At 68.4% G+C, this 23,878-nt stretch carries 20 protein-coding genes; 9 read left to right on the top strand and 11 right to left on the bottom strand.

Annotated features, from left to right (window positions below):
* The first annotated feature begins 159 nt into the window (after positions 1-159).
* Positions 160-1,611 carry an aldehyde dehydrogenase family protein gene (locus AC1DS6_RS26915; RefSeq protein WP_477103518.1) on the top strand — a complete coding sequence of 484 codons (1,452 nt, stop codon included), beginning with the start codon at positions 160-162 and terminating at the stop codon, positions 1,609-1,611.
* Positions 1,612-1,751: 140 nt separating this feature from the next.
* Positions 1,752-3,938: a phosphocholine-specific phospholipase C gene (locus AC1DS6_RS26910; protein WP_477103517.1), complete on the top strand. Its 2,187-nt coding sequence runs from the start codon at positions 1,752-1,754 to the stop codon at positions 3,936-3,938.
* A gap of 51 nt (positions 3,939-3,989) precedes the next feature.
* On the opposite strand, the gene AC1DS6_RS26905 is transcribed toward AC1DS6_RS26910, so the two are convergent.
* On the bottom strand, positions 3,990-4,622 hold the full coding sequence (locus AC1DS6_RS26905) for a CDP-alcohol phosphatidyltransferase family protein (protein WP_441628824.1): 633 nt from the start codon (positions 4,620-4,622) through the stop codon (positions 3,990-3,992).
* A gap of 76 nt (positions 4,623-4,698) precedes the next feature.
* Positions 4,699-5,322 carry an HAD family hydrolase gene (locus tag AC1DS6_RS26900; RefSeq protein WP_477103516.1) on the bottom strand — a complete coding sequence of 208 codons (624 nt, stop codon included), beginning with the start codon at positions 5,320-5,322 and terminating at the stop codon, positions 4,699-4,701.
* A gap of 207 nt (positions 5,323-5,529) precedes the next feature.
* Here AC1DS6_RS26900 and AC1DS6_RS26895 point away from each other — a divergent pair, with 207 nt between their 5' ends.
* Positions 5,530-7,584, top strand: coding sequence for an ExeM/NucH family extracellular endonuclease (locus AC1DS6_RS26895; protein ID WP_477103515.1), 2,055 nt, complete (start codon positions 5,530-5,532; stop codon positions 7,582-7,584).
* Here the strand turns inward: AC1DS6_RS26895 and AC1DS6_RS26890 are convergent.
* Complete coding sequence (locus tag AC1DS6_RS26890; protein ID WP_441628818.1) at positions 7,576-8,046, bottom strand: DUF2127 domain-containing protein; 471 nt, start codon at positions 8,044-8,046, stop codon at positions 7,576-7,578. The genes AC1DS6_RS26895 and AC1DS6_RS26890 overlap by 9 nt on opposite strands.
* A 153-nt stretch (positions 8,047-8,199) precedes the next feature.
* On the opposite strand from AC1DS6_RS26890, the gene AC1DS6_RS26885 reads away from it, so the two are divergent.
* Both AC1DS6_RS26885 and AC1DS6_RS26880 read left to right on the top strand, forming a co-directional pair.
* On the top strand, positions 8,200-8,412 hold the full coding sequence (locus tag AC1DS6_RS26885; protein ID WP_441628816.1) for a DUF3820 family protein: 213 nt from the start codon (positions 8,200-8,202) through the stop codon (positions 8,410-8,412).
* A 414-nt stretch (positions 8,413-8,826) separates the two neighbouring features.
* Positions 8,827-9,537 (top strand): GntR family transcriptional regulator, encoded by a 711-nt coding sequence (locus AC1DS6_RS26880; protein ID WP_477103521.1) that lies wholly within the window; start codon positions 8,827-8,829, stop codon positions 9,535-9,537.
* Here AC1DS6_RS26880 and AC1DS6_RS26875 read toward each other — a convergent pair.
* The 3 genes from AC1DS6_RS26875 to AC1DS6_RS26865 form a co-directional block, all read right to left on the bottom strand.
* A complete protein-coding gene (locus AC1DS6_RS26875) occupies positions 9,534-10,793 on the bottom strand; it encodes an MFS transporter (protein WP_441628846.1) in 1,260 nt (419 codons plus the stop codon). The two genes, AC1DS6_RS26880 and AC1DS6_RS26875, sit on opposite strands and share 4 nt — an antisense overlap.
* Before the next feature lie 74 nt (positions 10,794-10,867).
* A complete protein-coding gene (locus AC1DS6_RS26870) occupies positions 10,868-11,566 on the bottom strand; it encodes a hypothetical protein (protein WP_441628814.1) in 699 nt (232 codons plus the stop codon).
* Positions 11,567-11,719: 153 nt separating this feature from the next.
* Entirely contained in the window at positions 11,720-12,631 is a 912-nt protein-coding gene (locus AC1DS6_RS26865) for a LysR family transcriptional regulator (RefSeq protein ID WP_035859863.1), read from the bottom strand.
* 474 nt (positions 12,632-13,105) lie between these two features.
* On the opposite strand from AC1DS6_RS26865, the gene AC1DS6_RS26860 reads away from it, so the two are divergent.
* The 4 genes from AC1DS6_RS26860 (at position 13,106) to AC1DS6_RS26845 (ending at position 16,944) form a co-directional block, all read left to right on the top strand.
* Positions 13,106-13,840, top strand: a complete 735-nt coding sequence (locus tag AC1DS6_RS26860; protein ID WP_441628812.1) for a hypothetical protein — start codon at positions 13,106-13,108, stop codon at positions 13,838-13,840.
* A complete protein-coding gene (locus AC1DS6_RS26855) occupies positions 13,837-14,988 on the top strand; it encodes a hypothetical protein (RefSeq protein ID WP_477103514.1) in 1,152 nt (383 codons plus the stop codon). Before AC1DS6_RS26860 ends, AC1DS6_RS26855 begins: the two co-directional genes overlap by 4 nt.
* A gap of 81 nt (positions 14,989-15,069) precedes the next feature.
* Complete coding sequence (locus AC1DS6_RS26850; protein ID WP_441628808.1) at positions 15,070-15,909, top strand: AraC family transcriptional regulator; 840 nt, start codon at positions 15,070-15,072, stop codon at positions 15,907-15,909.
* 123 nt (positions 15,910-16,032) lie between these two features.
* On the top strand, positions 16,033-16,944 hold the full coding sequence (locus AC1DS6_RS26845; protein ID WP_441628806.1) for an alpha/beta hydrolase: 912 nt from the start codon (positions 16,033-16,035) through the stop codon (positions 16,942-16,944).
* Positions 16,945-16,996: 52 nt separating this feature from the next.
* Here the strand turns inward: AC1DS6_RS26845 and AC1DS6_RS26840 are convergent, their stop codons facing one another.
* From AC1DS6_RS26840 to AC1DS6_RS26820, 5 genes are all read right to left on the bottom strand, one after another.
* On the bottom strand, positions 16,997-17,863 hold the full coding sequence (locus AC1DS6_RS26840; RefSeq protein WP_441628804.1) for an NAD-dependent protein deacetylase: 867 nt from the start codon (positions 17,861-17,863) through the stop codon (positions 16,997-16,999).
* Positions 17,864-17,922: 59 nt separating this feature from the next.
* Entirely contained in the window at positions 17,923-18,186 is a 264-nt protein-coding gene (locus AC1DS6_RS26835) for an oxidoreductase-like domain-containing protein (protein WP_441628802.1), read from the bottom strand.
* Positions 18,187-18,263: 77 nt separating this feature from the next.
* Positions 18,264-18,824, bottom strand: coding sequence for an SRPBCC family protein (locus AC1DS6_RS26830; RefSeq protein WP_477103513.1), 561 nt, complete (start codon positions 18,822-18,824; stop codon positions 18,264-18,266).
* 173 nt (positions 18,825-18,997) lie between these two features.
* Positions 18,998-20,521 carry an efflux transporter outer membrane subunit gene (locus tag AC1DS6_RS26825; protein WP_477103512.1) on the bottom strand — a complete coding sequence of 508 codons (1,524 nt, stop codon included), beginning with the start codon at positions 20,519-20,521 and terminating at the stop codon, positions 18,998-19,000.
* Positions 20,522-20,556: 35 nt separating this feature from the next.
* A complete protein-coding gene (locus AC1DS6_RS26820; RefSeq protein ID WP_477103511.1) occupies positions 20,557-23,748 on the bottom strand; it encodes an efflux RND transporter permease subunit in 3,192 nt (1,063 codons plus the stop codon).
* Between the last annotated feature and the right edge of the window lie 130 nt (positions 23,749-23,878).

Genomic DNA, 23,878 nt, shown 5'->3' with positions numbered 1-23,878 from the left:
ATGCGATTTTCGTATTAATTGATCCGTCCTATTAATTGGACTTAGAGCCAGTGCCCACCCAAACTGCATCGTGACAGTCGGCACGGGCGCCATCAGCAAGCCGCATCGCTTTCTCGCCAACGTGCCGCCAGGTTTCACCGATCCTAGCGAGGAGCCACCATGAGCACGCAGCCCGAACTGCCAAGACACGACTTGCTGATCGACGGCAAGCGCCTGCCACCCGGCACCGGAGAGTATTCCACCGATATCAACCCTGCCACGGAGCAGCCGATCGCCCTGGTCGCCCAGGGCAGCGCCGCCGACGTGGACTTGGCGGTGACCGCCGCGCGCGCCGCGCTCAAGGTCTGGAACGGCCTGCGCGCAGCCGAGCGCGGCCGCATCCTGTACCGCTTTGCCGAACTACTCGAAGCCCATCAGGAGGAACTGATCGCGCTCGAGAGCCTGGATGCCGGCAAACCGCTGGCCGCCGTGCGGCGCCAGGACATGCCGGCGGTGATCGATACCGTGCGCTACTACGCCGGCTGGGCCGACAAGATCAACGGCCAGGTGGTACCGACCCGCCCCGGCGCGCTGACCTACACCGTGCGCGAGCCGGTCGGCGTGGTCGCCGCCATCGTGCCGTGGAACTTCCCGCTGATGATCGGCATGTGGAAAATCGCGCCGGCGCTGGCCTGCGGCTGCACCCTCATTGTCAAACCCGCCGAGATCACGCCGCTGACCGCGCTGCGCGTCGGCGAACTGGCGCTGGAAGCCGGCCTGCCGCCCGGCGTGCTCAATATCGTCACCGGCAAGGGTAGCGTGGTAGGCAATGCGCTGGTGGCGCATCCCGGCATCGACAAGGTGACCTTCACCGGCTCGCCCGGCGTGGGGCGCGGCATCATGCAGGGCGCCGCCGCCAACTTCAAGCGCGTCACGCTGGAACTGGGCGGCAAGTCCGCCAACCTGATCTTTGCCGATGCCAACGTGGACGCCGCCGTGCGCGCGGCCGCCTCCGGCATCTTCTTCAATGCCGGCCAGGTGTGCTCGGCCGGCTCGCGCATCCTGGCGCAGCGCGAGGTCTACGACGAGGTGGTGGAGAAGCTCGCCGCCCGCGCCGCCTCGATCCGCGTGGGCGATCCGGCCGCGCCGGAGACCACCATGGGACCGCTGGTCTCATCCGCGCAGATGAAGACCGTGCTGGACTACGTGGAGATCGGCAAGCGCGAGGGTGCCATCGCGGTGACCGGCGGCGAGCGCGTGGGCGGCAAAGGCTATTTCGTGCAGCCCACCGTGTTCGCCAACGTCGAGCACGAAATGCGCGTCTCGCAGGAGGAGATCTTCGGCCCGGTCGCCAGCGTGATCCGCTTCGAGGACGAAGCCGACGCCGTGCGCATCGCCAATGGCACCGCATTCAGCCTGGCAGCGGGCGTGTGGAGCGCCGACATCGGCCGGGTGCACCAGGTAGCCGCAGACCTGAAGGCCGGCACCGTGTGGATCAACACCTATGGCCACACCGACGTACGGCTGCCCTGGGGCGGCGCCGGCGACTCCGGACTGGGCCGTGAACACGGAGACGCCGCCATCGACAACTTCACCGAGCCCAAGGCGATCTGGTTGTCGCTGCGGCAGTAGGCGAACGAGGGGAGGCACGGCGGCGCCTCCCCGCCCGACGCCAGGAGGGTTAAGATCGCGGATGCGCCGGCATTGCCGGATTTGCCGGTGTTGTTCTTGGCATTGCGCGCCACACGATCCGTTCATTACGTCCCTCCTCCATGCCTGACAGACGCAAGTTCCTGCGCGCGGCGGCCGGCACCGTTGCCGGCGCGGGCGCGCTTTCCCTCTTGCCGCCCGCCATCCGCAAGGCGCTCGCCATTCCCGCCAACCATCGCACCGGCAGCCTGCGCGATGTCGAGCACGTCGTGGTGCTGATGCAGGAGAACCGGGCCTTCGACCATTACTTCGGGGCAATGCGGGGCGTGCGTGGCTTTGCCGACCGCTTCCCGATACCGGTGGCCGACGGCCCGGGCCTCGCCGGCAAGACTGTCTGGTACCAGCGCGACGTGAGCGACCCGGCCGCACCCGCAACGCTCGCGCCGTTCCATCTCGATACGGAGCACGTGTTCGAACTCATGCGCGTCACCAGCACGCCGCACACCTGGTCGAATACGCAGGACGCCTGGGGCCAAGGCTGCATGCAGCAATGGCCCACCTTCAAGAAGCGTCACGCCATGGGCTACTTCAAGGAGGGCGACGCGCCCTTCCAGTACGCGCTGGCCAATGCCTTTACGGTGGCGGATGCCTACCACGCATCATTTCTCGGCGGTACCAATACCAACCGCTGCTTCCTGTGGAGCGGCACCAACGACCCGCTGGGCAAGGGCAACGGCCCGGCCATCGGCAACGCCTACAACAAGCTCGGCGGCGGCAAGCCCGATGGCGGCTATGCCTGGACCACCTATCCCGAACGGCTCGAAGCCGCCGGCGTCAGCTGGCAGATCTACCAGGACATGGCCGACAACTACGCGCTCAATGCCACCTTCGGGTTCAAGACCTACCGGGATGCCTATCGCGGCGTGCCGGGTGCGCAGGCCGCGCTCAGGGACAAGGCACTGGGCACGCGCAACCTGGACCTGCTGCGCCAGGACGTGCTGGAAGGCCGCCTGCCGCAAGTGTCGTGGATCTGCCCCACGCGGCAGGGCTCCGAGCATCCCTCCCCGTCCAGCCCGGCGCAGGGCGCGGCCTATGTGTCCGCCGTGCTCGACGCGCTGACGGCCGACCCGGCGGTCTGGAGCAAGACCGTGCTGCTGCTGATGTATGACGAGAACGATGGCTTCTTCGACCATATGCCGCCGCCGGCGGTGCCGTCGTACCTCGCGTGGCACGCGGACCCGGCACAGGCCACGCTGGCCGGCGCCTCCACCGCCGACACCCGCGGCGAATACCACGAGCTGATCACCGGCGTGGAAGCCGACGACCTGCCGCGCTACCTGCATCGCCCATACGGCCTCGGCATGCGCGTGCCGATGATCGCCATCTCGCCGTGGAGCAAGGGCGGCTGGGTCAACTCCGAGGTGTTCGACCACACATCGGTGATTCGTTTCATCGAAGCCCGCTTCGGCGTGCACGAGCCCAATATCACGCCGTGGCGCCGCGCGGTCTGCGGGGATCTCACCTCGCTGTTCGATTTCGCCGCGCCGGACCAATCCGACGCCGTGGCGTCGCTGCCAGCCACCGCGCCACGGGCGGCGCGAGCGCGGGCGCTGAAGGGCACGCGCACACCGGTCATCCCCGCGCTGCCAGAGTTGCCCGTGCAAGCCGGCGGCACGCGCCCCTCGCGGGCGCTCCCCTATGCGCTGCACGCGCAGGCCCTGGCAGATGCCGGCAGTGCCGCGCTGCACCTGAGCTTTACCAATAGCGGCCGGGCCGGGGCCGTGTTTCATGTCTACGACCGGCTGCACCTGGAGCGCCTGCCGCGCCGCTATACGGTCGAAGCCGGCAAGCGCCTGGCGGGCAACTGGGACACGCGCGCCGACGGCGGCCGCTATGACCTGTGGGTGCTCGGCCCCAACGGCTGGCACCGGCATTTCACCGGGACCGCGGGCGCAGTGCCCGCACCGGAGATCGGGATCGTCTACGACATCCCCGCGCAAAGCCTGCGCATCACCTTGCGCAACGATGCGGACCAGCCCTGCACGTTCATGCTGGCTGCCAACGCCTACGTTAGCGGCGCGGCCCGCAGCACTACCGTGGCAGCCCGCACCAGAAGCACCCTGGCATGGCCAGTGGACGCATCGGGCGGCTGGTACGACTTCACCGTGACCGTAGCCGCCCTGCCCGGCTACGCGCGGCGCTGTGCCGGGCGCATGGAAACCGGCGCGCCCTCGGTGAGCGACCCCGCCATGAGTGGCCGTGCCATCGGGGAGCAATGGCAGCCGGCGGGATCCTCGGCGCCTGCGTGAAGAACTTTCCCCAGTCTTGCAAATTCGTGCCGGCCAAACTCCGTGCAGCCCCTAGATCTTCGGGATGCGCAAGGTCTTGCTGATCATCAGCGAGCCAGACAGCACGAACAGCAGCGCGAGCGGATGCAGGTCCGCCGGCCCGATGGCCCACACGCCGCCGTAGAGCGCATCGCCCACCCGGCCCTGCCATGCGCAGAAGGCCAGCACGCCGGTCAGCAGTACGCTGGTGGGAATTGGCGTGCCCTCGAAGTACGCCACCTTGTCGCTGCCCTCGGACAAGATCTCGGCGGTCACGTTGAAACGTGCCAGGCGGCTCACGCCGCAGCAGACGAAATACACCAGCGCCGCCATGTCCCAGCCACCGCGCATGCCGGCGGCAAACGCCAGCGTTGCCGGGCCGACCCCGAACGAGATGATGTCCGCGAGCGAATCCAGCTCGCGGCCCAGCGCGGAGTGCTGGTGCCGCCAGCGCGCGATGCGGCCGTCGAGCACGTCGAAGATAAAGGCCGCCGGCGCCAGCGCTGCCGCCGCCATGAAATGGGCGGACGACTGCGTGGCGACGTAGAACATGGCGAAGAACACCGATGCCATGCCGCAGGCCGCGTTGCCCAGTGTGAACAGGTCGGCGAGATGCAGCTCGCGGACCATGGAGAAATGCTTGGGACGTTCTGGTGTGGATGCCATGGGGCGAACTCCTGAATCCTCTGGCGCATGAAAACTCCCGGCTCGCCAACAAGAAACGAACCAGGCGGCGGCGTGACTAGAAACGCAATCCCGCGTCGCGCAACGCGCTGGCGGTTTCACCTGCGCCGACGTGACGCACGGCCTGCCAGCCCAGGGACCGTGCCGCCGCCACATTGGCGGCGCTGTCATCGATAAACAGCAGCTCCCGCGCCGCGATTCCCGGCAGGTGCGCACCGATGCGCGCCTCCATCAACCGGTAGATGGCCGGGTCGGGCTTGGCGATGCCAACCTCGCCGGACACCAGGATATCGCGGAACAATGACAGGAAATCGCCACTGCGCACGGCGTGCGGATAGGTCTCGCTGGACCAGTTGGTCAGGCCGAACAGCGGCACCCGCGCGACGTGCAGGCGCCGCAGCAACGCCACGCCGTCGGCCAGCGGCCCGCGCAGCATCTGCGGCCAGCGGTCATAGAAGGCGCGGATCAGGCCGGCCTGCGCCGGATGCTCGGCCACCAGCGACTCAGTGGCCTCGCGCAGCGGCCTGCCCGCGTCCTGGCGGATATTCCAGGCGGGCGAGCAGACTTCCGACAGGAAGCGGGCGCGCTCTTGCGGGTTCGGGATCAACTGGCGATAGAGGTACTCCGGGCTCCAGTCGAACAGCACGCCACCAAAATCGAACACTACGGCACGGACGGTCACGGTATCTCATTGGCTCGGTTGAAGACAAGACAGCATTCTCGCAGAGTCTGCCGGCCGTCAATATGAGATTTCTCTCAACATGCGGGCACGGCATTCCCCCTAAGCTTGCTGTTACCGGTCCATGCGCCCCGTGGGCGCCCCGGTCACGCAAGCGCCACGCCCCGACAGCGGCTGGCGCCGTGCCACGCAATCCGCCGAGCCCATGCCATGTCCCCGCCAAACCCCTTCCTTCCGCGCCTCATGCCAGCCTGCCTGGCATGGCTATGCATCGCGATGTCCGTCCACGCCGACGTGGGCCATGCCGAATCGCCGCGAACGCTGCCTGCCGCCGTCTCGCCGCAATGCGGCGCGCCGGCCACGCTGATCGCCAGTCTCCGCGACGCCAGCGAAGGCACGCCGTCCGTCGGCCGCAGGGTGGCGGTGGAGGCCGTGGTCACGGCGGACTACTCGGGCACCGGCGGCTTCAGCGGCTACTTCGTGCAGCAGGCCGACACCCGGCGCCAGAACCGCCCCGGCGTGTCGGAAGGCCTGTTCGTGCACGCGCCGCGCGCGGCGGCGCGTGCCGGCGACCTGGTCCGCGTGCTCGGCACCGTCGAGGAGCGGTCCGGCCAGATGCAACTGAGGCAGTCCGGCCAGGCAACGGTCTGTGCATCGGCCCAGGCCGTCACCCCCGCCGTGGTCACGCTGCCCGTGCCCGACACGGGCGCGCTGGCGGCCTATGAAGGCATGCTGGTGCGGTTGCCGCAGACCCTTACCGTCAGCGAAACCTTCGAACTGGGCCGGTACGGCAGCGTGGTGCTCAGCCATGGCCGTCTGCCGCTGCCCACCAACGTGGCATTGCCGGGCGCAGCCGCCGCCGCCCAGGCCGCCGCCAATGCCTTGAACCGCCTGACCCTGGACGACGGCTCCAGCCGGCAAAACCCGCCGCTCGTCATCCATCCCGCACCGGGTCTCGGCGCCTCGAATACGCTGCGCGGCGGCGATACCGTCGCCGACGTGCAGGGCGTGCTGGAGCGGCGCCATGGCAGCTGGCGCGTGCAGCCCGTTCCGGGCGCACCGCCACCGGTGTTCCGGCCCGCCAACCCGCGCACGGGCGCACCGGTACGCACCGCCCGCACCGACCTGCGCGTTGCCGCATTCAACGTGGAAAACTATTTCAACGGCGACGGCCGGGGCGCGGGTTTCGACGACCCCGACAACCGCGGCGCCCGGACCCCGGCCGAGTTTGCCCGGCAGGAAGCCAAGATCCTGAGCGCGCTGCAAGGGCTGAACGCCGACGTGATCGGCCTGATGGAGATCGAGAACAACGGCTATGGCGCGCTGAGCGCCATCCGCCGGCTGACGGACAAGCTCGGGCCCGACTGGCGCTTTATCGACCCCGGCGTGGAGCAGCTCGGCCGCGATGTCATCAAGGTCGCCCTGGTCTACAACGCCCGCACCGTGGAACCGGCAGGCAAGCCGGCCACGCTCGAGCTGGGCCAGCGGACCCGCCAGCCCCTGGCCGCCACCTTCCGCCTGCGCGGCCTTCCGCGCAAGCTCACGGTAGTGGTGAACCATTTCAAGTCCAAGCGCTGCAACGATGCCCGCGGCGCCAATGCGGACCAGCGCGACGGCCAGAGTTGCTGGAACCCCACGCGGGTGGCGGCAGCCGCGCGGATCGCGGACTGGCTCGGCACCGCGCCCACCGGCGTGCCGGACGATGGCCGGCTGGTGATCGGCGACCTCAACAGCTACGCGCAGGAAGACCCGATCCGCCTGCTGGCCGAGCGCGGCTATGCCGACATGATCGCCCGCTTCGCCGGTGCGGGCGGCGGCGCCTACAGCTACGTCTACGGAGGCGAGGCCGGCTATATCGACCACGCGCTTGCCGATGCCGGTGCGGCCAGCCGCATTCTCGCGGCGCGCCACTGGCATATCAATGCCGACGAGCCGATCGCGCTGGCCTATCCGCTGGCCCACAAGAGCGAGGCCCAGCAACAATCCTTCTATGCGCCCGATGCCTATCGCTCATCCGACCACGACCCGCTGGTGGTGGACGTCGCCCTGCGCGACGATGCCGCCGCGCACGGCAACAGCACCGAGCCGGGCGGCAGCGCGGAAAGCGCCAACGCGGGGAACAGCGGCGCTGGCAATGGGGCGGAAACCGGCGGCGGGGGCGGTGGCGGCGTGGTGGATCCCTGGGTGATGGTGGCCCTGGCCCTGGCCGGCACCGTGGCGATAGCCGCGTGGCATCGCTTTGCCGGCCGCTCCCCGCTACGCTGATGCCCCCGCCGGATCGCGCCTGATGCTGTTGGCCAGATAGGCCACGATCAGCGCATTGGCGATGGCCAGCCCGATATGCAGCGCGCTGGGGTGAACCACTGCCTCATACATTTCAACCGGGATATAGATCGCACCCGACCATACCCCGAGCCACTTCGCCCAGGCCCGCTGGCACCACAAGCCGTAGGCCTCCGTGAAGCGCATGGCCGAGTACGTCGCGGCGGAGCCGCCGATGGCCCAAAGCCGCGCATTGCTCGGGTCGGACATCAGCGACAGGAAGATAGTCGGGTAGCGGCTTCCCGGGTTCAGGTGCAGGCGGGCAACGATCGCCTCGGCCAGCGCCTGCGCATCACGGTGCAGCAACGCTATGAGCCCCAGTCCGGCAAGGATCACCACCGCACCCTTGGCGGCCTCGAACAGCGCGATTCCCTTCAGGCCAGTGCCTGAACCGTGCTTTGCCATCTTGCCTATCCTCGTCAACGGTAAGGTGGCGATCGTACCCCGGCGCGGCGGCCAGCGGCAAACCCGGCGCCCCCGCCCAGGCGCTCAAGGCGCCGGGGCACACTGGTAACATTCCCCGGCCGGCGCCATCCGATGCCGGGCCGAGGCCGTCACATGAATCCCGAACACCTGCCCCTCCTGCTCACCCGCACCATGCCCTACGGCAAGTACAAGGGCCGCGTTATCGCGGACCTGCCCGGCAATTACCTGAACTGGTTCGCGCGCGAGGGCTTCCCGCCCGGCGAGATCGGCAAGCTGCTGGCGCTGATGCACGAACTCGACCACAACGGCCTGGCCAGCCTGCTGGACCCGCTGCGTGGCCGTTAGCGCATCCGCAGCCTGCCGGCTCAACCCGCGGCAATCCTGTGAATGGACCGCCCCTGCGCCGTGCAGGGACTCGTCGCTTTCGCCAGTGCCAACCCGGGCAAGGTGACGCCGGTGTCCTATAAAGCGCCGGTCCGGCACTGACCGAAGTGATGGGCGGGCAGGTCGATGGCATGTTCAACCAGACCAACGCGGCCCTGCCCCAGGTCAAGGGCGGCAAGGTCGTCGCCATCGCCCAGACGGCAAAGCAGCGCGTGCCACAGTTCCCCAGCCACGGGCGCCGGCATCCACATGGAAAGACGTCTTCGGCACCGCCAGGCACCGTGAGCGTAAGGCCAGGCGTTCGCGCCGGCTTTTGGTAGTACGATATCGCCCTTGCACGCATCGCCGTGTTGTCGGGAGAGAGTTTTGCCATCAGTGGATCGCCGTAGCGCCGGCTCATCGCGCGCCCGGACCAGGACTGAAGAACCATCGCAGAATGAGCGGGCCTACACCGGCCTGCGGGAGCGGCTGACCACGCTGGTCTACCGTCCCGGCGAGCATCTCAATATCTCCACCCTGGTGGACGATCTCGACATTGGCCGCACGCCGATCAACCAGGCGCTGCACCGGCTCGCCAACGAAGGGCTGGTGCAGATCCTGCCGCGCAAGGGCGTGGTGGTCGCACCGCTTTCCATCGACGACGCCCTGCACCTGATCGACGTACGGCTGGCCAACGAAACGCTGTGCGCCAGGCTGGCCGCCGAGCGCATCACCCCCGCCGGTTTGCAGAAACTCGAGGCCATCCTGCGCCAGGTCGACGATGCCGTGGCGCAGCGCGACCTGCCGCAGGTGACCCACCTGGACCGGTTGTTCCATGAACAGATCGCGGAAATTTCGGGTAACCCGATCCTGATCGAGATCCTCAAGGTGCTGCACGCGCGCTCGCAACGCTTCTGGGCCATCTCGCTGTCGTCCGAAGGGCACCTGGGCGAAGTCGGCGCCGAGCACCGCGCCATCCTGCAGGCGCTGCGCGACGGCGATGCCGCGGCGGCGGCCAGCTCGGTCACGGCACATGTGCTTTCTTTTCGCCAGTCCTTGCTGCAAGGCCGCAGCGAAACCGTCTTCGCGGCGGCGGACCAGGCTTAGCGCTCCAGCGGCTTGTTCGCCGTTTCCCGGGCGGCCAGCAAAGCCACCAGCGTCAACGCCAGGGCGGCACTGACATACAGCGAGATTGCCAGCGTCGAGCCATACGACTTGTACAGGCTGGCGATGATCAGCGGCGCGAAACCGCCCCCCACGATGCCGGCCAGCGTATAGGCCAGCGACGACCCGGCATAGCGCACCCGCGTGGGGAACTGCTCGGTCACGAAGGCCGCCTGCGGGCCGTACATCATGGCGTGGATGATCAGCCCGACCACCACTGCCGCGCAGATCTGCAGGGGCTGCGCGCTGTCCATCAGCCGGAAGAAGACGAAGGCCCACACCACCGCCAGCAAGGCGCCGGCGATATACACTGGCCGGCGCCCGAGCCGGTCCGACAGGCTGCCGAACAAAGGCACCGCAATGGCGTTGCACGCCGCCCCGATCATGGTCGCGGTCAGCGCCAGCGGCCGGGACAGGTGCAGCACGCTGGTCACGTAGGTCAGCGTGAATACCACCACCAGCGCATAGAGCACGTCGGAGCCAATGCGCACGCCGCCGGCCAGCAGCAGGCGCCGCCAGTGATCCACGAACACTTCCTTGATCGGGGTCTTGGCCGTGCTCTTGCGCGCCTCCATCTCCCTGAACATCGGCGTTTCCTCAACGCCCTTGCGCAGCCACAACCCAAAGACGACCAGCAGCACGCTCGACAGGAACGGAATGCGCCAGCCCCAGGCCTGGAAGTCCTCCGGGCTCAGCCACAGCGAAACCACGGCGATAAAGCCAGTGCCCAGCAGCGTGCCGCACGACGGCCCCACCTGGGTAAAGGAAGCATTGCGCCCGCGCTGGTGCTGCTCGCCGTGTTCCATCGACAGCAGGACCGCGCCCGCCCATTCGCCGCCGATGGCCGCCCCTTGCAGGAAGCGCAGCGCCACCAGCAGGATCGGGCTCCAGATGCCCCACGACATGTAGGTGGGCAGCAGACCCATCAGGCCCGTGGCCACGCCCATCAGGACCAGCGTGGCGACCAGCACGAAGCGCCGGCCGAGCTTGTCGCCAAGGTGCCCGAACAACACGCCGCCAAGCGGGCGCGAGACATAGCCCACCGCGTAGGTGGAGAACGCCAGGATCGTGCCGGTGAGCGGATCGAACGAAGGGAAGAAAACCGCGTTGAACACCAGCGCGGCCATCAGGTTATAGACGGTGAAGTCGTACCATTCCAGCGTGGTGCCGATGGTGCTGGCCGCGGCCAGGCGGCCCATCTTCGGCGCGGCGGTGCCGGTAGCGGCGGCACCGGATGCGCCCGGCGCGGCGGAAATCGTGTTGGCGTTGTGCATCACACCACCTCCCGCGCGAAGAGCTTCCACTTGAGTGCGTAGCGGGCAGCCTGCTGCAGCGAGGCGCCCAGCCGTTCAGCGGCTTCTTGCAATGCCAGTTCGCTCGCGGCTGCGGCGCTGCTCTCGATCACCAGGATGGGCAGCAACTGCCGGTCCGCCAGGCATTCCTTCGGCAAGGGCTGGCTCAGCTCCGCGTCCGGCATCAGCAGGTAGGACTGGACGAAACCGGCCCGCGCGGAGAGTTGCCCGCCCACCTCGCCAGCGAGATCGACCAGCGCCAGCGCGTCCTCCGGCTGCGCCAGCGGCAATACGGCGAGCCAGCTGCCGCTGCCCTGCCCGACCGTGGCGGTGACTTCGCTCACGCGGCGCATCGGCTGGCGCATGCGCGCCAGGTTGGCCACGGACCACGGCGTCTGGCGGCGGAACGCCGCCTGGTAGGCCGCGGACGTGAATGCCGCAAGCGACTCGGTGCGATACAGGCCGAGATACTTCGGGCCGCCCTGCACGGCCTCATAGCGCGCCGCGGAGATAAAGCCTTCGATACGGGCGCGCTCCTCGACATGCTCGCGGTCGTACCACTGATTGAAATCTGCCTCATCGGCCGCGTCCACATTGGACGCGACGAACAACATGCCCTGCGGGGCGATCCCCGCCAGGCGTTCCATCGCCAAACTCTCGGTCGCAAACATCTCGCTCATCAAACTCTCCGGTTGCCACGCTGATTCCAAAGCGGTGAGTTGATGATCGGCGCGATCACCGCGCGCGACAAACGGGTTTTTCTTCGTGTTTCCGATCAGTTTTTCTGTTCGACCCGGCCGCGTTCGCGCACCAGCGTAGCGCACTGCGGAGCTTCACTCCGGCGCGAACGGTGCGGGCAGCGAGCGCACGAAGCGATCCGATTCGCGGCACGCAAGCTCCGCGACCAGCCGGATCGCCTCCGACGCGGCGTGATCGAGATGGCTTACCACCAGACGCTGATGCGGCAGCGGCACGTCGCACGCAATCACGCGCAGCTCGCCGCGCTCGACTTCTTCGCGCACGGGCGCCAGCGGCATCAGCGCATTGCCAAAGCCGGCTTTCACCAGGCGCACGATGGCCGCGATGGAACTGACGCAGTGCACTTTGCCGACCGGCAACCCCGCCTTGCGGTACAGCTCCTTGAGCGCCAGGTGCGGCTGCGAACCGGGACTCATGGTGATGGTCGGGTGCTGCAGCAGCGAGGCCAGCTTTCCTTCACCCGGCTGTGCCGTCCCGGCCGGCCCGATCCACCCTATCGCCATCGGCAGGCACGGCGTGCTGGTGATGCCCTCGCCCACCGCGGGATCGGTCTGCAAGGCGATATCGATGCCGCCGGCACGCAAGGTCTTGTGCAGGCCTTCGGTGGTTTCCGAAGTGATCTGCACCTCGATACCGGGATAGGACGATTGCAGATGCCGCAGGAAATCCACCAGCCAGGTATGCACCACGCTCTCGATGGCGCCGATGCGCACCAGCCCCAGCAACTCATGGCCCGAGCGGCCCAGCACCATGATCTCCCGCTGCAGTTCCAGCAGCCGTTCGCCGTAACCCAGCAGGCGCAGGCCCACTGGCGTGAGCCGCAGGTCGCGCGCCTCGCGCTCGAACACGCGCGCGCCGATTTCCTGCTCCAGCGAGGCAATGCGATTGGACATCGCGGCCTGGGTGATATGCAGCTTCTCGGCCGCCGCGCGAAAGCTGCCGAGGCGGGCCACCCACATGAAGGCTTCGACGAAGCGCGTGTTCATGGCGCGGCACCCCGGCCCGGCCGCGCCCCACAGTGGTGCGCCCCTTCCGTCAAACCTGCTCCCGACCAGGTTGGTCCGGTTCCGGCAAATGCATGTTTATCGCCTTGTGAAATTTCACAGAATTAACAGGGAGATTGTATGCAATATCCGCGCCAGTGCTGTAGTGGCATTCCCTAGCTTGCCCTGGCGCCATCGGTGTCATGTGCAGCACAACAAACATCCCCTCTGACGTGGGGTGGTGCCCGCAGGAGCCCAGTGGGCGTAAGCCGGGGCGCGGCAAGGACCGGATAAGCGCCGCCGCGTGCGCTTTTTCCTCGCGCGCAAGCGCTACAATGCGCGTCCGCTCTGCCGGCAGGCAAGGGATGCGGCCTGCGACGGGCAGGCAAAACAGAGCCAGCGCTGAAAAAACAACAAGAGCAACAACCATAGAAAGGTCCAGTCTTGTCTTCGGAGCACTTTCCCAGGATCAAGGCGTTGTGGAACACTCGGGAGACGCTCTCGCGCGATGCGTGGGAAGAGTTCTATCAACGCGTGATGGCTGTTCTGGCTAACTACCGCCCGCGCGAGGCCGCGTCGCTCGACGACGCCTTGCCCGATCTGCGCCATCAGTTCTTCATCGAGCGCGTGATGCCCGGCGAGGGGCGCAACGGCCCCGCGCACGCGGACGACCTGCGCCTTTACTTCCGCCGCTTCCTGCTCGACCTGCAGCGCAGCGGCATGCCAGACATGCCGCCCTTCGCGAACCCGCCCTGCGAGCCGGGCGCCGGGCAGATCCATCGCGCCAGCCTCGACGCGTATGGCGTCAGCCCCGAATCCGCCGAAGCCGGCGCCAGGGCTTTCCTGGCTGGCTTGCCCGAGGCCTCGCGTTTGCTGTTGCGCGCCTGCGGTTGCGGCGGCACGGTGAGCGGCAGCCTGGCCGCACGTATTGCCGCCGGGCACTTTGGCGCCGGTTCGCTCGGGCTGGTGCATCGTCGTGGCGGCGATCGCCTTTCCACGGCGCGCCAGAACCTGGCGCCGGCGCACAGCCAGACCCTGCTGAGCCGCTGGCTTACGCAGACGCTGTGCAGCGGCACGCGAACCACCCCCCTCGATCCCGCCAACCGCGGCGACACCGAGGCCGCGCAAGCCCTGCTGGACATTCTCTGCACGATTGCATTGACAGAGCAGGCAAGGCAGGCGGACCCCGCCGCCAGCCAGCGCACGGCATGAGCACCCTCCACCCCTGCCTGAGCGTTGTCGCCGCGCGGCTCGAAGCCGGCAATGCCGCCAAGGTCGCCGACGAGGGCCCGCTGCCCGCCCTCCAGGCGGACGGCGCTACCGCCGCGGCCGGCACCGACTGGACAGCGCTGCCCATCCCGCCCGCGCTCGCCGCGGCCTTCGAGCGCTCGGCCCAGGCCCGTAGCCTGCGCGCCCTGGCGCTGGCGCCCGGCCAGTTCCGCGCGCTGCGCCACGCCCCCGCCTTCGGCGCGGTCCTGCTCGACCGCTGGAGCCCCGCTGGACAATGCTGGCAAGGCTGGCTCGCCACGCCCGACCCTGCCTATGCCGGCTCCATGGACATGGTGCTGGAGCAAGGCGACGATCCGCTCGATCCGCGCCTCGGCATGGTGTGCTGTGCCATGCGGGTGCAGGCGCGTGCCGACCAGCTTGGCGCCTGCCTCGGTGTACTCGCGGCCGAGCGCATGGCGATGGTGCGCTGGCTCGGCGAATGGGATCGCGGTGCCGCTGCCGGCAACCTGGCACGGCCAGGCGTGGTCGCCCGCGCCGAGGTACCGGGCGGCTATGCGCTGACCGGCTCGCCGCTGGCCGGGCCCGATGATCCTCGCCATGCCTACCGTGGATTGCTGGCGCGCGGCATTGCCAGCTTTGGCCTTGAGGTGGCGCTGCCGGTGCCGCAACCGGTAACCCAACCGGCGGCGCGCGGCGGGCGGCCGGACTGTGCGCAAGACACAATGGCAAGCACGGCCGGCAGCAGCGAGGGCAGGAAAGAAAGGCCCATGCCGCATCCACCAGCCGCCCCGGCTGGCCCCGCCAGCGGTGGCCGCTGGGTCAGGCCCTTTGCAGCCCTTGCCGCCGCCCTGGCCATCCTGCAATCCGGCCTGCTGCTGTGGCGCTACAACAGCGACAGCGCAACGCCGGCGGCGGCGCCCCGGGCCCCTGGCACCGGCGGCAACGACATCCGCGCGCAGTTCCGCCCGGAAGCCACCGAGGCCGAGATCCGTTCCTGGCTGCTGCGGCAAGGCCTGCAGATCGTCGGCGGACCCGACGCGGCGGGCCGCTTCACGCTGCACGCGGACGATGCGCGGCAAGCACTGCCAGCACCCGGTCCCGGCAATCCGCTCGCCCGGCCCAATCCCTGAGCACGGCGCGCTGCGTACAATCCGGATTTCGCTGGCGGCAATGGCATCGCTCTTGCACCAGCGCCATCCTCGTCCTACGCCATGCCTCCTCCGCGCAAAGACGCAGCCTCCGGACCGCGCGCTGCCGCCAACCCGCCAAAGAGCACCAATCCGCTCGACTACCAGCATGGCGCGCGCCCGGCCGCGGTCATGCCCAAGGAATTCCCCGACGGCGTCGTGGTTGCGGCCCATCGGCACGAGCGCGCGCAACTGATCTATGCGGTTGCCGGGGTGGTCGAGGTCACGGCCGGCCAGTCATTGTGGCTGGTCCCGCCGCAGCGCGCGCTATGGATGCCGGCAGGCGTGCAGCACGGCATGCGCGCCCGCGGCATGGTATCGCTGCGCACGCTCTATATCCGCCCCGAAGCGTGCCCGGCGGCCACGCCGGCGCTGCCGCAACTGGTCAATGTCTCGCCCCTGCTGCGCGAACTGATGCTGCGCGCCGCCGCGCTACCGCTCGGTCCCGCCGGCACCGCACGCGAAGACCGCCTGCTCGGCGTGCTGCTGGATGAACTCGCATGGTCGCCGGAGCAGCCGCTGTGCCTGCCCGCCAGCCAGGACCGCCGCCTTGCGCGCATCTGCGGCGCGCTGCGCGAGAATCCCGCCGATGCGCGCACGCTGGCAGAGTGGGCGCGGGAGGTGGGCGCATCGAGCCGTACGCTGGCGCGGCTGTTCGTGGCCGGGACAGGCATCTCCTTCGTGCACTGGCGCCAGCAGGCGCGCCTCTTGTACGCCCTGCCACGCCTCGCGGCGGGTGAGCCGGTCGCCACCATCGCCGCCGACCTGGGCTACGACACGGCCGGCGCCTTCGCCACCATGTTCCGGCGCTATACGGGCACCACGCCCAGCCAATACGCCAGGATGTCCGATCCGGCGCAGTGATTGACCTGGGCCGCGCAGAGGCCGGGCCGCTCCAGGCGTATCGTGACAGGCATGCGCTCCCGCGAGCGGGATGCGGGGAACGGGGAACCGCCACGGCAACAGGAACAGGATCAGGAACAGGACATGGCACGTACGGATATCGAATTCGTCTCCGAGGGCGTCACCCTGCGCGGGTGGCTCTACGAAGCCCGGCATGAAGCCAATGAAACGCCGGCGGACGCCTGCCCCGCCATCGTCATGGCGCACGGCTTTTCCGCTGTCAAGGAGCAGTACCTGGACCGTTACGCCGAAGTCTTCGCCGCCGCCGGCTTTGCGGTGCTGGTCTACGACCACCGCAACTTCGGCGCCAGCGAAGGCGCGCCCCGGCAGGAGGTGGACCCGGCGCTGCAAAAACGCGGCTATCGCGATGCCATCAGCTACCTGTGCGGCCTGCCCGGCATTGCGCATGACCGCATTGGCATCTGGGGCAGCAGCTACAGCGGCGGCCACGTGCTCGAGGTGGCGGCGCTGGACCGGCGCGTCGGATGCGTGGTATCGCAAGTGCCGCAGATCAGCGGCTACCTGTCGGCGTTGCGCCGCACGCGCGCCGACCTGGTGCCGGCAGCCCTGGCGTCCTTCGAAGCCGACCGGCTGGCGCGCTTTCGCGGCGAAGCCCCGGCCATGCTGGCGGCCGTCAGCGCGGATCCCGCCACGCCGTGCGCCATGGCCGGGGCCGACAGCTATCAGTTCTTCACCGGTACCGCCGCCTTCGCGCCCAACTGGCGCAACGAGGTCACGCTGCGCAGCGCGGAGATGGCACGGGAAAACGAACCGGGCATCCACATAGCCCGCATCAGCCCGACACCGCTGCTGATGATCGTCGCCGACAGGGATGTGCTGACCGCCACCGACCTGTGCCTGGCCGCCTATGAACAAGCCCTGCAGCCCAAGCAATTGCTGATGATTCCCGGCGGCCACTTCACGCCATACCTGGAGCACTTCGAGACGACCAGCCAGGCCGCGCGCGAATGGTTCGCCAGGCATCTGAAGGCCTGACCACGACAAAGGCCGCGGCAGCGCCCCGCCGCAGCCTTTGCACAGGGGCCCCTCAGTAGCCGGCGGCGCCTGCGGGCAGGTCCAGCCGCGCTACCAGGTCCGTCAGCGCCGCCGCGCAAGACACATCCACCTTCAGCGCGAGCAGCGCATCCGCACGGGTCTGGCCGAGGTTGATCGCGGCGACAGGCTTGCCCAGCTTGCCGGCGGCGAGGCAGAAGCGGTAGCCCGAGAACACCGTCAGCGACGAACCGATCACCAGCAGTGCATCGGCCTGCGCCAGCGCCAGCATGCTGGCATCCACGCGTTCCCTCGGCACGGATTCCCCGAAGAACACCACGTCGGGTTTCAGCACGCCGCCGCAATGTCCGCAGGCGGGAATGCGTACCGCCTCGAAGCTGGCCAGTTCAAGATGGGCGTCGCCATCGGAGGCGGGCAAGGCGCGCAACGCCGCCAGGTCGGGGTTCTCGGCTTCCAGCTGCGATTGCAGCGAGGCCCGTGTCCGGCGCGTGCCGCAAGCCAGGCAGATCACGCTGCCAACATGGCCGTGCAGTTCGATCACGCCGGTACTGCCGGCGCGCTGGTGCAGGCCGTCCACGTTCTGCGTCACAAGCTGGCGCAGGAAGCCGGCGGTTTGCAATTGCGCCAGCGCGAAGTGCGCGGCGTTCGGCTGCGCATTGGCAAGCACCGGCCAGCCCAGCATGCTGCGCGCCCAATAGCGCTGGCGCACCGCGTGCGAGCGGAAGAAGTCCTGCGCCTGCACGGGCGGCGTGCGCTGCCAGTTGCCCTGCGCGTCGCGGTAGCCGGGGATGCCGGAATCGGTGCTGATGCCGGCCCCGGTCAGTACGAGCAGGCGGGGATGGCCCCGCACGAACGCATGGAGATCGGCCAGGACAGGCTGGTCGGTAACGGGCACGGGCACGGGGGGGCTCCTTGTGCGTTGCGTGTGGCGTATTCGCCAGGCGAACCGGCGCCGGCGGCTCAGAAAACGGGGCCACCCGCGCTGGTGTCCGCCGTCTGGCCGGCGAGCGCCAGCCACGCCTTGAGTTCGGCGCGATAGCGCTCCATCGCCTCGGCGTGCAGGTCGAAAATGCAGGGCTCGCAGCCATTGCCGCAGCAATCGTTGATATCCGGCGTCGGCGGGGCAACAGGCCTGGGCGGCAATGCCGCCGCTGCCGGCTCCGGCGCGTTCACTGGTTCTGGGTTGCGTCCTGCCTTGGACGCCGGGTTTTCTTCCGACACCATCTGCTCCGATTGATTTGCCCGATCAGTATACGGTACGCCCCGGACCGGCAATCCCGGCGGCAAAGGCGGCGCACTGGTCAGCCGCCCGTCCCGGCCGCAGGCTTGCGGGCATCCAGCACCGCGCGCAGCCGGGTGACCGCCTCGGTGGATTCGGCCTCGATGCGCTTGCGCAACAGCAGGCGGTTGGTCAGCGCGAAAAGAAGGTTCGGCGCCGCGTAGCTGAAGTCGCGCCGGAAGCGCGTGCCCTGCGGCGTCGGGGCGAGCGTGTAGCGCACCGTTCCCGCCTCGCGCCCGTCGATGGTGCCCTGGATCATCCAGACGGAGGGGCGGCTGCGCTCGACCACGGTCCACACCACCTTGCCACGCCGCCCGGCCACCAGGAAGGTCTCGGTAACCTGCTCGCCAGGCACCAGCGGATGATCCGCCGCGCCGGCCACCGCCAGGGATGACGGATGCCAGTCGGGCCAGCTGGCGGGCGTGGAGACGTAATCGAAGACCACCGCGTCGGGTTGCGCGATCGTCACCTCGTTGACGATATGCGTAACGTCGCGCCAGGCGCGGGGCACAGGCAGCAGCAGGATGGCGGCCGCGCCCACCAGGATGAGCAGCGCAGCAAAAAGGGTTCGGTGCGGTCTCATGGCGAGCAACGTGAAAGGATGGCGCGCAGGACAACTGCGGCAATGCCAGCGGCCCTTCCGGCGCGTGTGGCCGCGATGCTTCCAGTTTAGTCAGCTTTGCCGGCCGCGTCGGGCCGGCATCGGATGAAGCGCGGCAACCGCGCGAGGGCGGTTGCCGCGGCTTGCAGACGCGCTTAGTGGCTCGCGGCCAGCGGGCCGGGGCCTGCCTGTGCCATCTCGGGCGTGGCCTCGGGCAAGGGCCCCCAACCGCCACCCAGCCTGCGCACCAGCGCCACCGTCGCGGAAGCGCGCAGCCCGGCCACCTGGTTGGCCTCGCGCTGCGACTGCAGCACCGTGCGGTCGGCGTCGATCACCGTCAGGTAATCCACCGCGCCGGCCTCATACCGGCTGCGCGAGATCCTGGCCGCGCGCCGGGCGCCGCCCAGCGCGCCGTCCAGCGCACCGGCCTGCTGGCTCAGCCAGCGCACATCGGCCAGGCTGTCTTCCACCTCGCGCAGCGCCGTCAGCACGCTCTGGCGATAGCCCGCCACCGCTTCCTCGTGCTGCGCGCGCGCCGCCGCCAGGTTGGCCTTGTTGCGGCCGCCGTCCAGGATCGGCTGCGCAATCGTGCTGCCTATCAGCGGCCCCAGCATCCAGGCACGCGACGACCACTTGAACAGGTTCGACAAGTCGTTCGATTCGAATCCGAACAAGCCGGTCAGCGTGATGCGCGGGAAGAACGCCGACTTGGCCACACCGATGCGCGCGTTGGCCGCCGCCATCAGGCGCTCGGCCTGCGCGATATCGGGACGGCGCTCCAGCAGGTCCGAAGGCAGTCCTGCCGGCACCGTGATCAGCGCGGCGTCGAGCGGGCGCGCAGCCAGCGTAAAGGCGCCCGGCGGCGCGCCGGTCAGCACCGCCAGCGCGTGCTCCTGGTTGGCGCGGCGGCGCTCGATGCCGGCCAGGTCCGCCCGTGCCGTGCCCAGCTCGGCTTCGGCGCGGGCGGGATCCAGATCGGTGGTCTCGCCTTCGTCGAAACGACGCTTGAGCAGCTTGAGCGCATCCTCGCGCAGCGTGATGGTGGCGTTGAGCAGGTCGCGCTCGCTGTCCAGCGTGCGCAGCGCAAAGTAGGCCTGCGCCACGTCGGCTTGCAGCGCGAGCTGCACCGAGCGGTACAGGTCTTCAGCGGCTTCGCCCTCCGCCCGCGCCGCCTTGACGTTGTCGGCCACGCGGCCGAACAGGTCGACCTCGTAGCCGGCGATGGCGCGCGCCCGCAATACCGTCTGCGGCGATACGCGCGTGCCGTCGGGCAGCCCTTGCGAGGCTGCCGAAAGCTGCGTGCGGGTCGGGTCCAGGCCCACGCTGAGCTGCGGGTACTGGTCTGCCTCGGCCACGCCGGTGAAGGCGCGCGCCTGCTTGACGCGGGCCGCGGCAATGGCGAGATCCTGGTTGGACTCGGTCGCCGCGTCAATCAGGCGGTCGAGATCGGCATCGCCGAAGATCTTCCACCATTCGCCGCGCTGCGCGCCTTCGGACGGGGTTGCCACCTTCCACTGGGCGCCTTCCGCCTGCGCGGCCTCGGCTTCCTTGTAGGCGGGCGTGGCGGCGGTGGCGCTCTCCGGCACCTTGTAGGTCGGTGCCAGCGAGCAGCCCGCCAGGACCAGGGCCACGGCCAGCGTGGCCAGGCGCGGCAGCGCCGCGGGCAGTAGCGATGTCATCCTGGATGTCATGGTTGCGTTCATTTCGATCATCCTTATTCAGCGGAGGCGATAGCCTTGTGGCTCGCCGACGGTGCGTCCGACACCTTGCGGCGCTCGCCGCGTGTCGCCAGCATGCGCAGCGCCACGTAGAACACCGGCGTCAGGAACAGCCCGAAGAACGTCACCCCCAGCATCCCCGCGAACACCGCCACGCCCATCGCGTGACGCATCTCCGCGCCGGCGCCGGTGGACACCACCAGCGGCACCACACCCATGATGAACGCGAACGACGTCATCAGGATCGGGCGCAGACGCAGGCGGCTGGCTTCGATCGCCGCAGCCACGATGGAGCGGCCTTCATGCTCCAGCTCCCGCGCAAACTCCACGATCAGGATCGCGTTCTTCGCCGACAGCCCCACCAGGACGATGAAACCGATCTGCGTGAAGATGTTGTTGTCGCCACGGGTCAGCCACACGCCCGTCATGGCGGCCAGCAGGCTGAGCGGCACGATCAGGATCACGGCCAGCGGCAGCGTCAGGCTTTCGTACTGCGCGGCCAGCACCAGGAACACCAGCAGCACGCACAGCGGGAAGATCCACACGCCCGCATTGCCGGCGAGGATGTCCTGGTAGGTCAGGTCGGTCCACTCGAACTTGATGCCCTTGGGCAGCGTCTCGGCGGCGATGCGCTCGGCCGCGGCTTGCGCCTGGCCCGAGGAGAAGCCCGGCGCCGGGCCGCCGTTCATGTCGGCGGCGGTGAAGCCGTTGTAGCGCACCACGCTATCGGGGCCGAACCCCTGCTTGACGGTGAGCAGCGACGACAGCGGCACCATCTCGCCGGCGGTGTTGCGCGTCTTCAGTTGCAGGATGTCCTCCGCGTGCGCGCGGAACTGCGCATCCGCCTGCACCTTGACCTGGTAGGTCCGGCCGAACTTGTTGAAGTCGTTGACATAGGCCGAGCCGAGGTAAGTCTGCAGTGTATCGAACACGTCCGTCACCGGCACGCCCAGCTGCTTGGCCTTGACGCGGTCCAGCTTCACGTCGAGCTGCGGCACGTTGACCTGGTAGTTGGTGAAGATACCTGCCAGCTCCGGCGTGGCGCGCGCCTTGTTGGTGAAGGCGTTGGTGGCGTCGAACAGCGCGTCGTAGCCCAGCGCGGCACGGTCCTCGATCATCAGCTTGAAGCCACCGATGGTGCCCAGGCCCTGGACCGGCGGCGGCGGGAACACGGCGATGAAAGCGTCCTGGATCGAAGCGTACTTGCCGTTGAGCTGCTGCGCGATGGCATTGCCCGACAGCTCCTTGGTCTTGCGTTCTTCAAACGGCTTGAGCGAGACGAACACGATGCCGGCGCTCGGGCTATTGGTGAAGCCGTTGATCGACAGGCCCGGGAAGGCAATCGCCGATTCCACGCCGGGCTGCTTGAGCGCGATGTCGGACATCTGGCGAATCACGTCCTCGGTGCGATCCAGCGTGGCGCCGTCAGGCAGCTTGGCGAAGCTCACCAGGTACTGCTTGTCCTGCGCCGGCACGAAGCCCTTGGGCACCAGCTGGAACACGCCCCAGGTCAGCGCCAGCATCACCGCGTACACGCCGAACACCGCGGTCTTGCGCGAGATCACGCCCTTCACGCCCTTGCCGTAACGGTCGGCACTGGCGCCGAAGAAGCGGTTGAAGCGGGCAAAGAAGCCGCCCAGCACCCGATCCATGGCGCGCGACAGCCAGTCCTTCGGCGCATCGTGGCCGCGCAGCAGCAGCGCGGACAATGCCGGCGACAGCGTCAGCGAGTTGAAGGCCGAGATGATGGTCGAGATGGCGATGGTCAGCGCGAACTGCTTGTAGAACTGGCCGGTCAGGCCCGTCATGAAGGCCAGCGGCACGAACACGGCGATCAGCGTCAGCGCGATGGCGATGATCGGGCCGCTGACTTCGCGCATGGCCTTGTACGTCGCCTCCTTCGGAGACAGCCCCTCGGCAATATTCCGCTCGACGTTCTCCACCACCACGATCGCATCATCCACCACGATACCGATCGCCAGCACCAGCCCGAAGAGTGACAACGCGTTGATGGAGAAGCCAAACGCGTGCATCAGCCCGAACGTACCCACGATGGACACCGGCACCGCCAGCAGCGGAATCACCGAAGCGCGCCACGTCTGCAGGAACAGGATCACCACCAGCACCACCAGCGCGATGGCTTCGAACAGCGTGTGGGTGACGGCCTCGATACTATGGCGCACGAACTGGGTCGGGTCATAGACGATGCTGTAGTCCACGCCATCGGGGAAGTTCTGCTTGAGTTCCTCCATGGTCTTGCGGACCTCATCCGAGATCTGGATGGCGTTGGAACCCGGTGCCTGGAAGATGGGAATGGCCACCGCGGACTTGTTGTCCAGCAGCGAGCGCAGCGCGTATTCCGATGCGCCCAGCTCGATACGGGCGACGTCCTTCAGGTACGTCACGCCGCCATCGGGCGAAGTCGCCACGATGATGTCGCCGAAGGCCTCGACCGTTTCCAGCCGGCCCTGCGCGTTCACGGAAAGCTGCAGGTCGGCGCCCGGCAGCGACGGCGAGGCGCCGATCACGCCGGCGGCCACCTGCACGTTTTGCTCGCGGATGGCCTTGACCACGTCGGCGGCGGCCAGCTTGCGCTCGGCCATCTTCTCCGGGTTCAGCCACACGCGCATGGAGTAGTCGCCCGAGCCGAACAACTGCACCTGGCCCACGCCCTGGATCCGCGCCAGGCGGTCCTTGACGTTGATCACCGCGTAGTTGCGCAGGTAGGTCATGTCGTAGCGGTCGTTCGGCGAGACCAGGTGGACCACCATGGTCAGGTCGGGCGAGCTCTTGACGGTGGTGATGCCGAGGCGGCGCACGTCCTCCGGCAAGCGCGGTTCGGCCTGCGCCACCCGGTTCTGCACGAGTTGCTGTGCCTTGTCCGGATCGGTGCCGAGCTTGAAGGTCACGGTCAGCGTCAGCAGGCCATCGCTATTGGATTGCGACGACATGTAGAGCATGTCTTCGACGCCGTTGATCTGCTCCTCCAGCGGAGACGCCACGGTAGCGGCGATCACCTTGGGGTTGGCGCCGGGATACTGCGCGCGCACCACCACGGACGGCGGCACCACCTCGGGATACTCCGAGATCGGCAGCTTGAACATCGAGATGGCGCCGATCAGGAAGATCAGCACCGATAGCACGCCGGCAAAGATAGGCCGGTCGATAAAGAATTTCGAGAGATTCATCTCAGTCTCGGCAGTCTTGGCGAAAAGGCTCCCCCTGGCGGCCTGGCATGCAGGCGCCATGTGGAGCGGGGAAGCTAAATATGGTTTGGCCTCGGGGAGAGGTGGTTTCAATGCCGGCGCACTGTGGATG

Source organism: Cupriavidus sp. 05L310, assembly GCF_056398185.1.
Note: the sequence above shows the minus strand (reverse complement) of the source record. Positions and strands in the feature narration are given on the sequence as shown.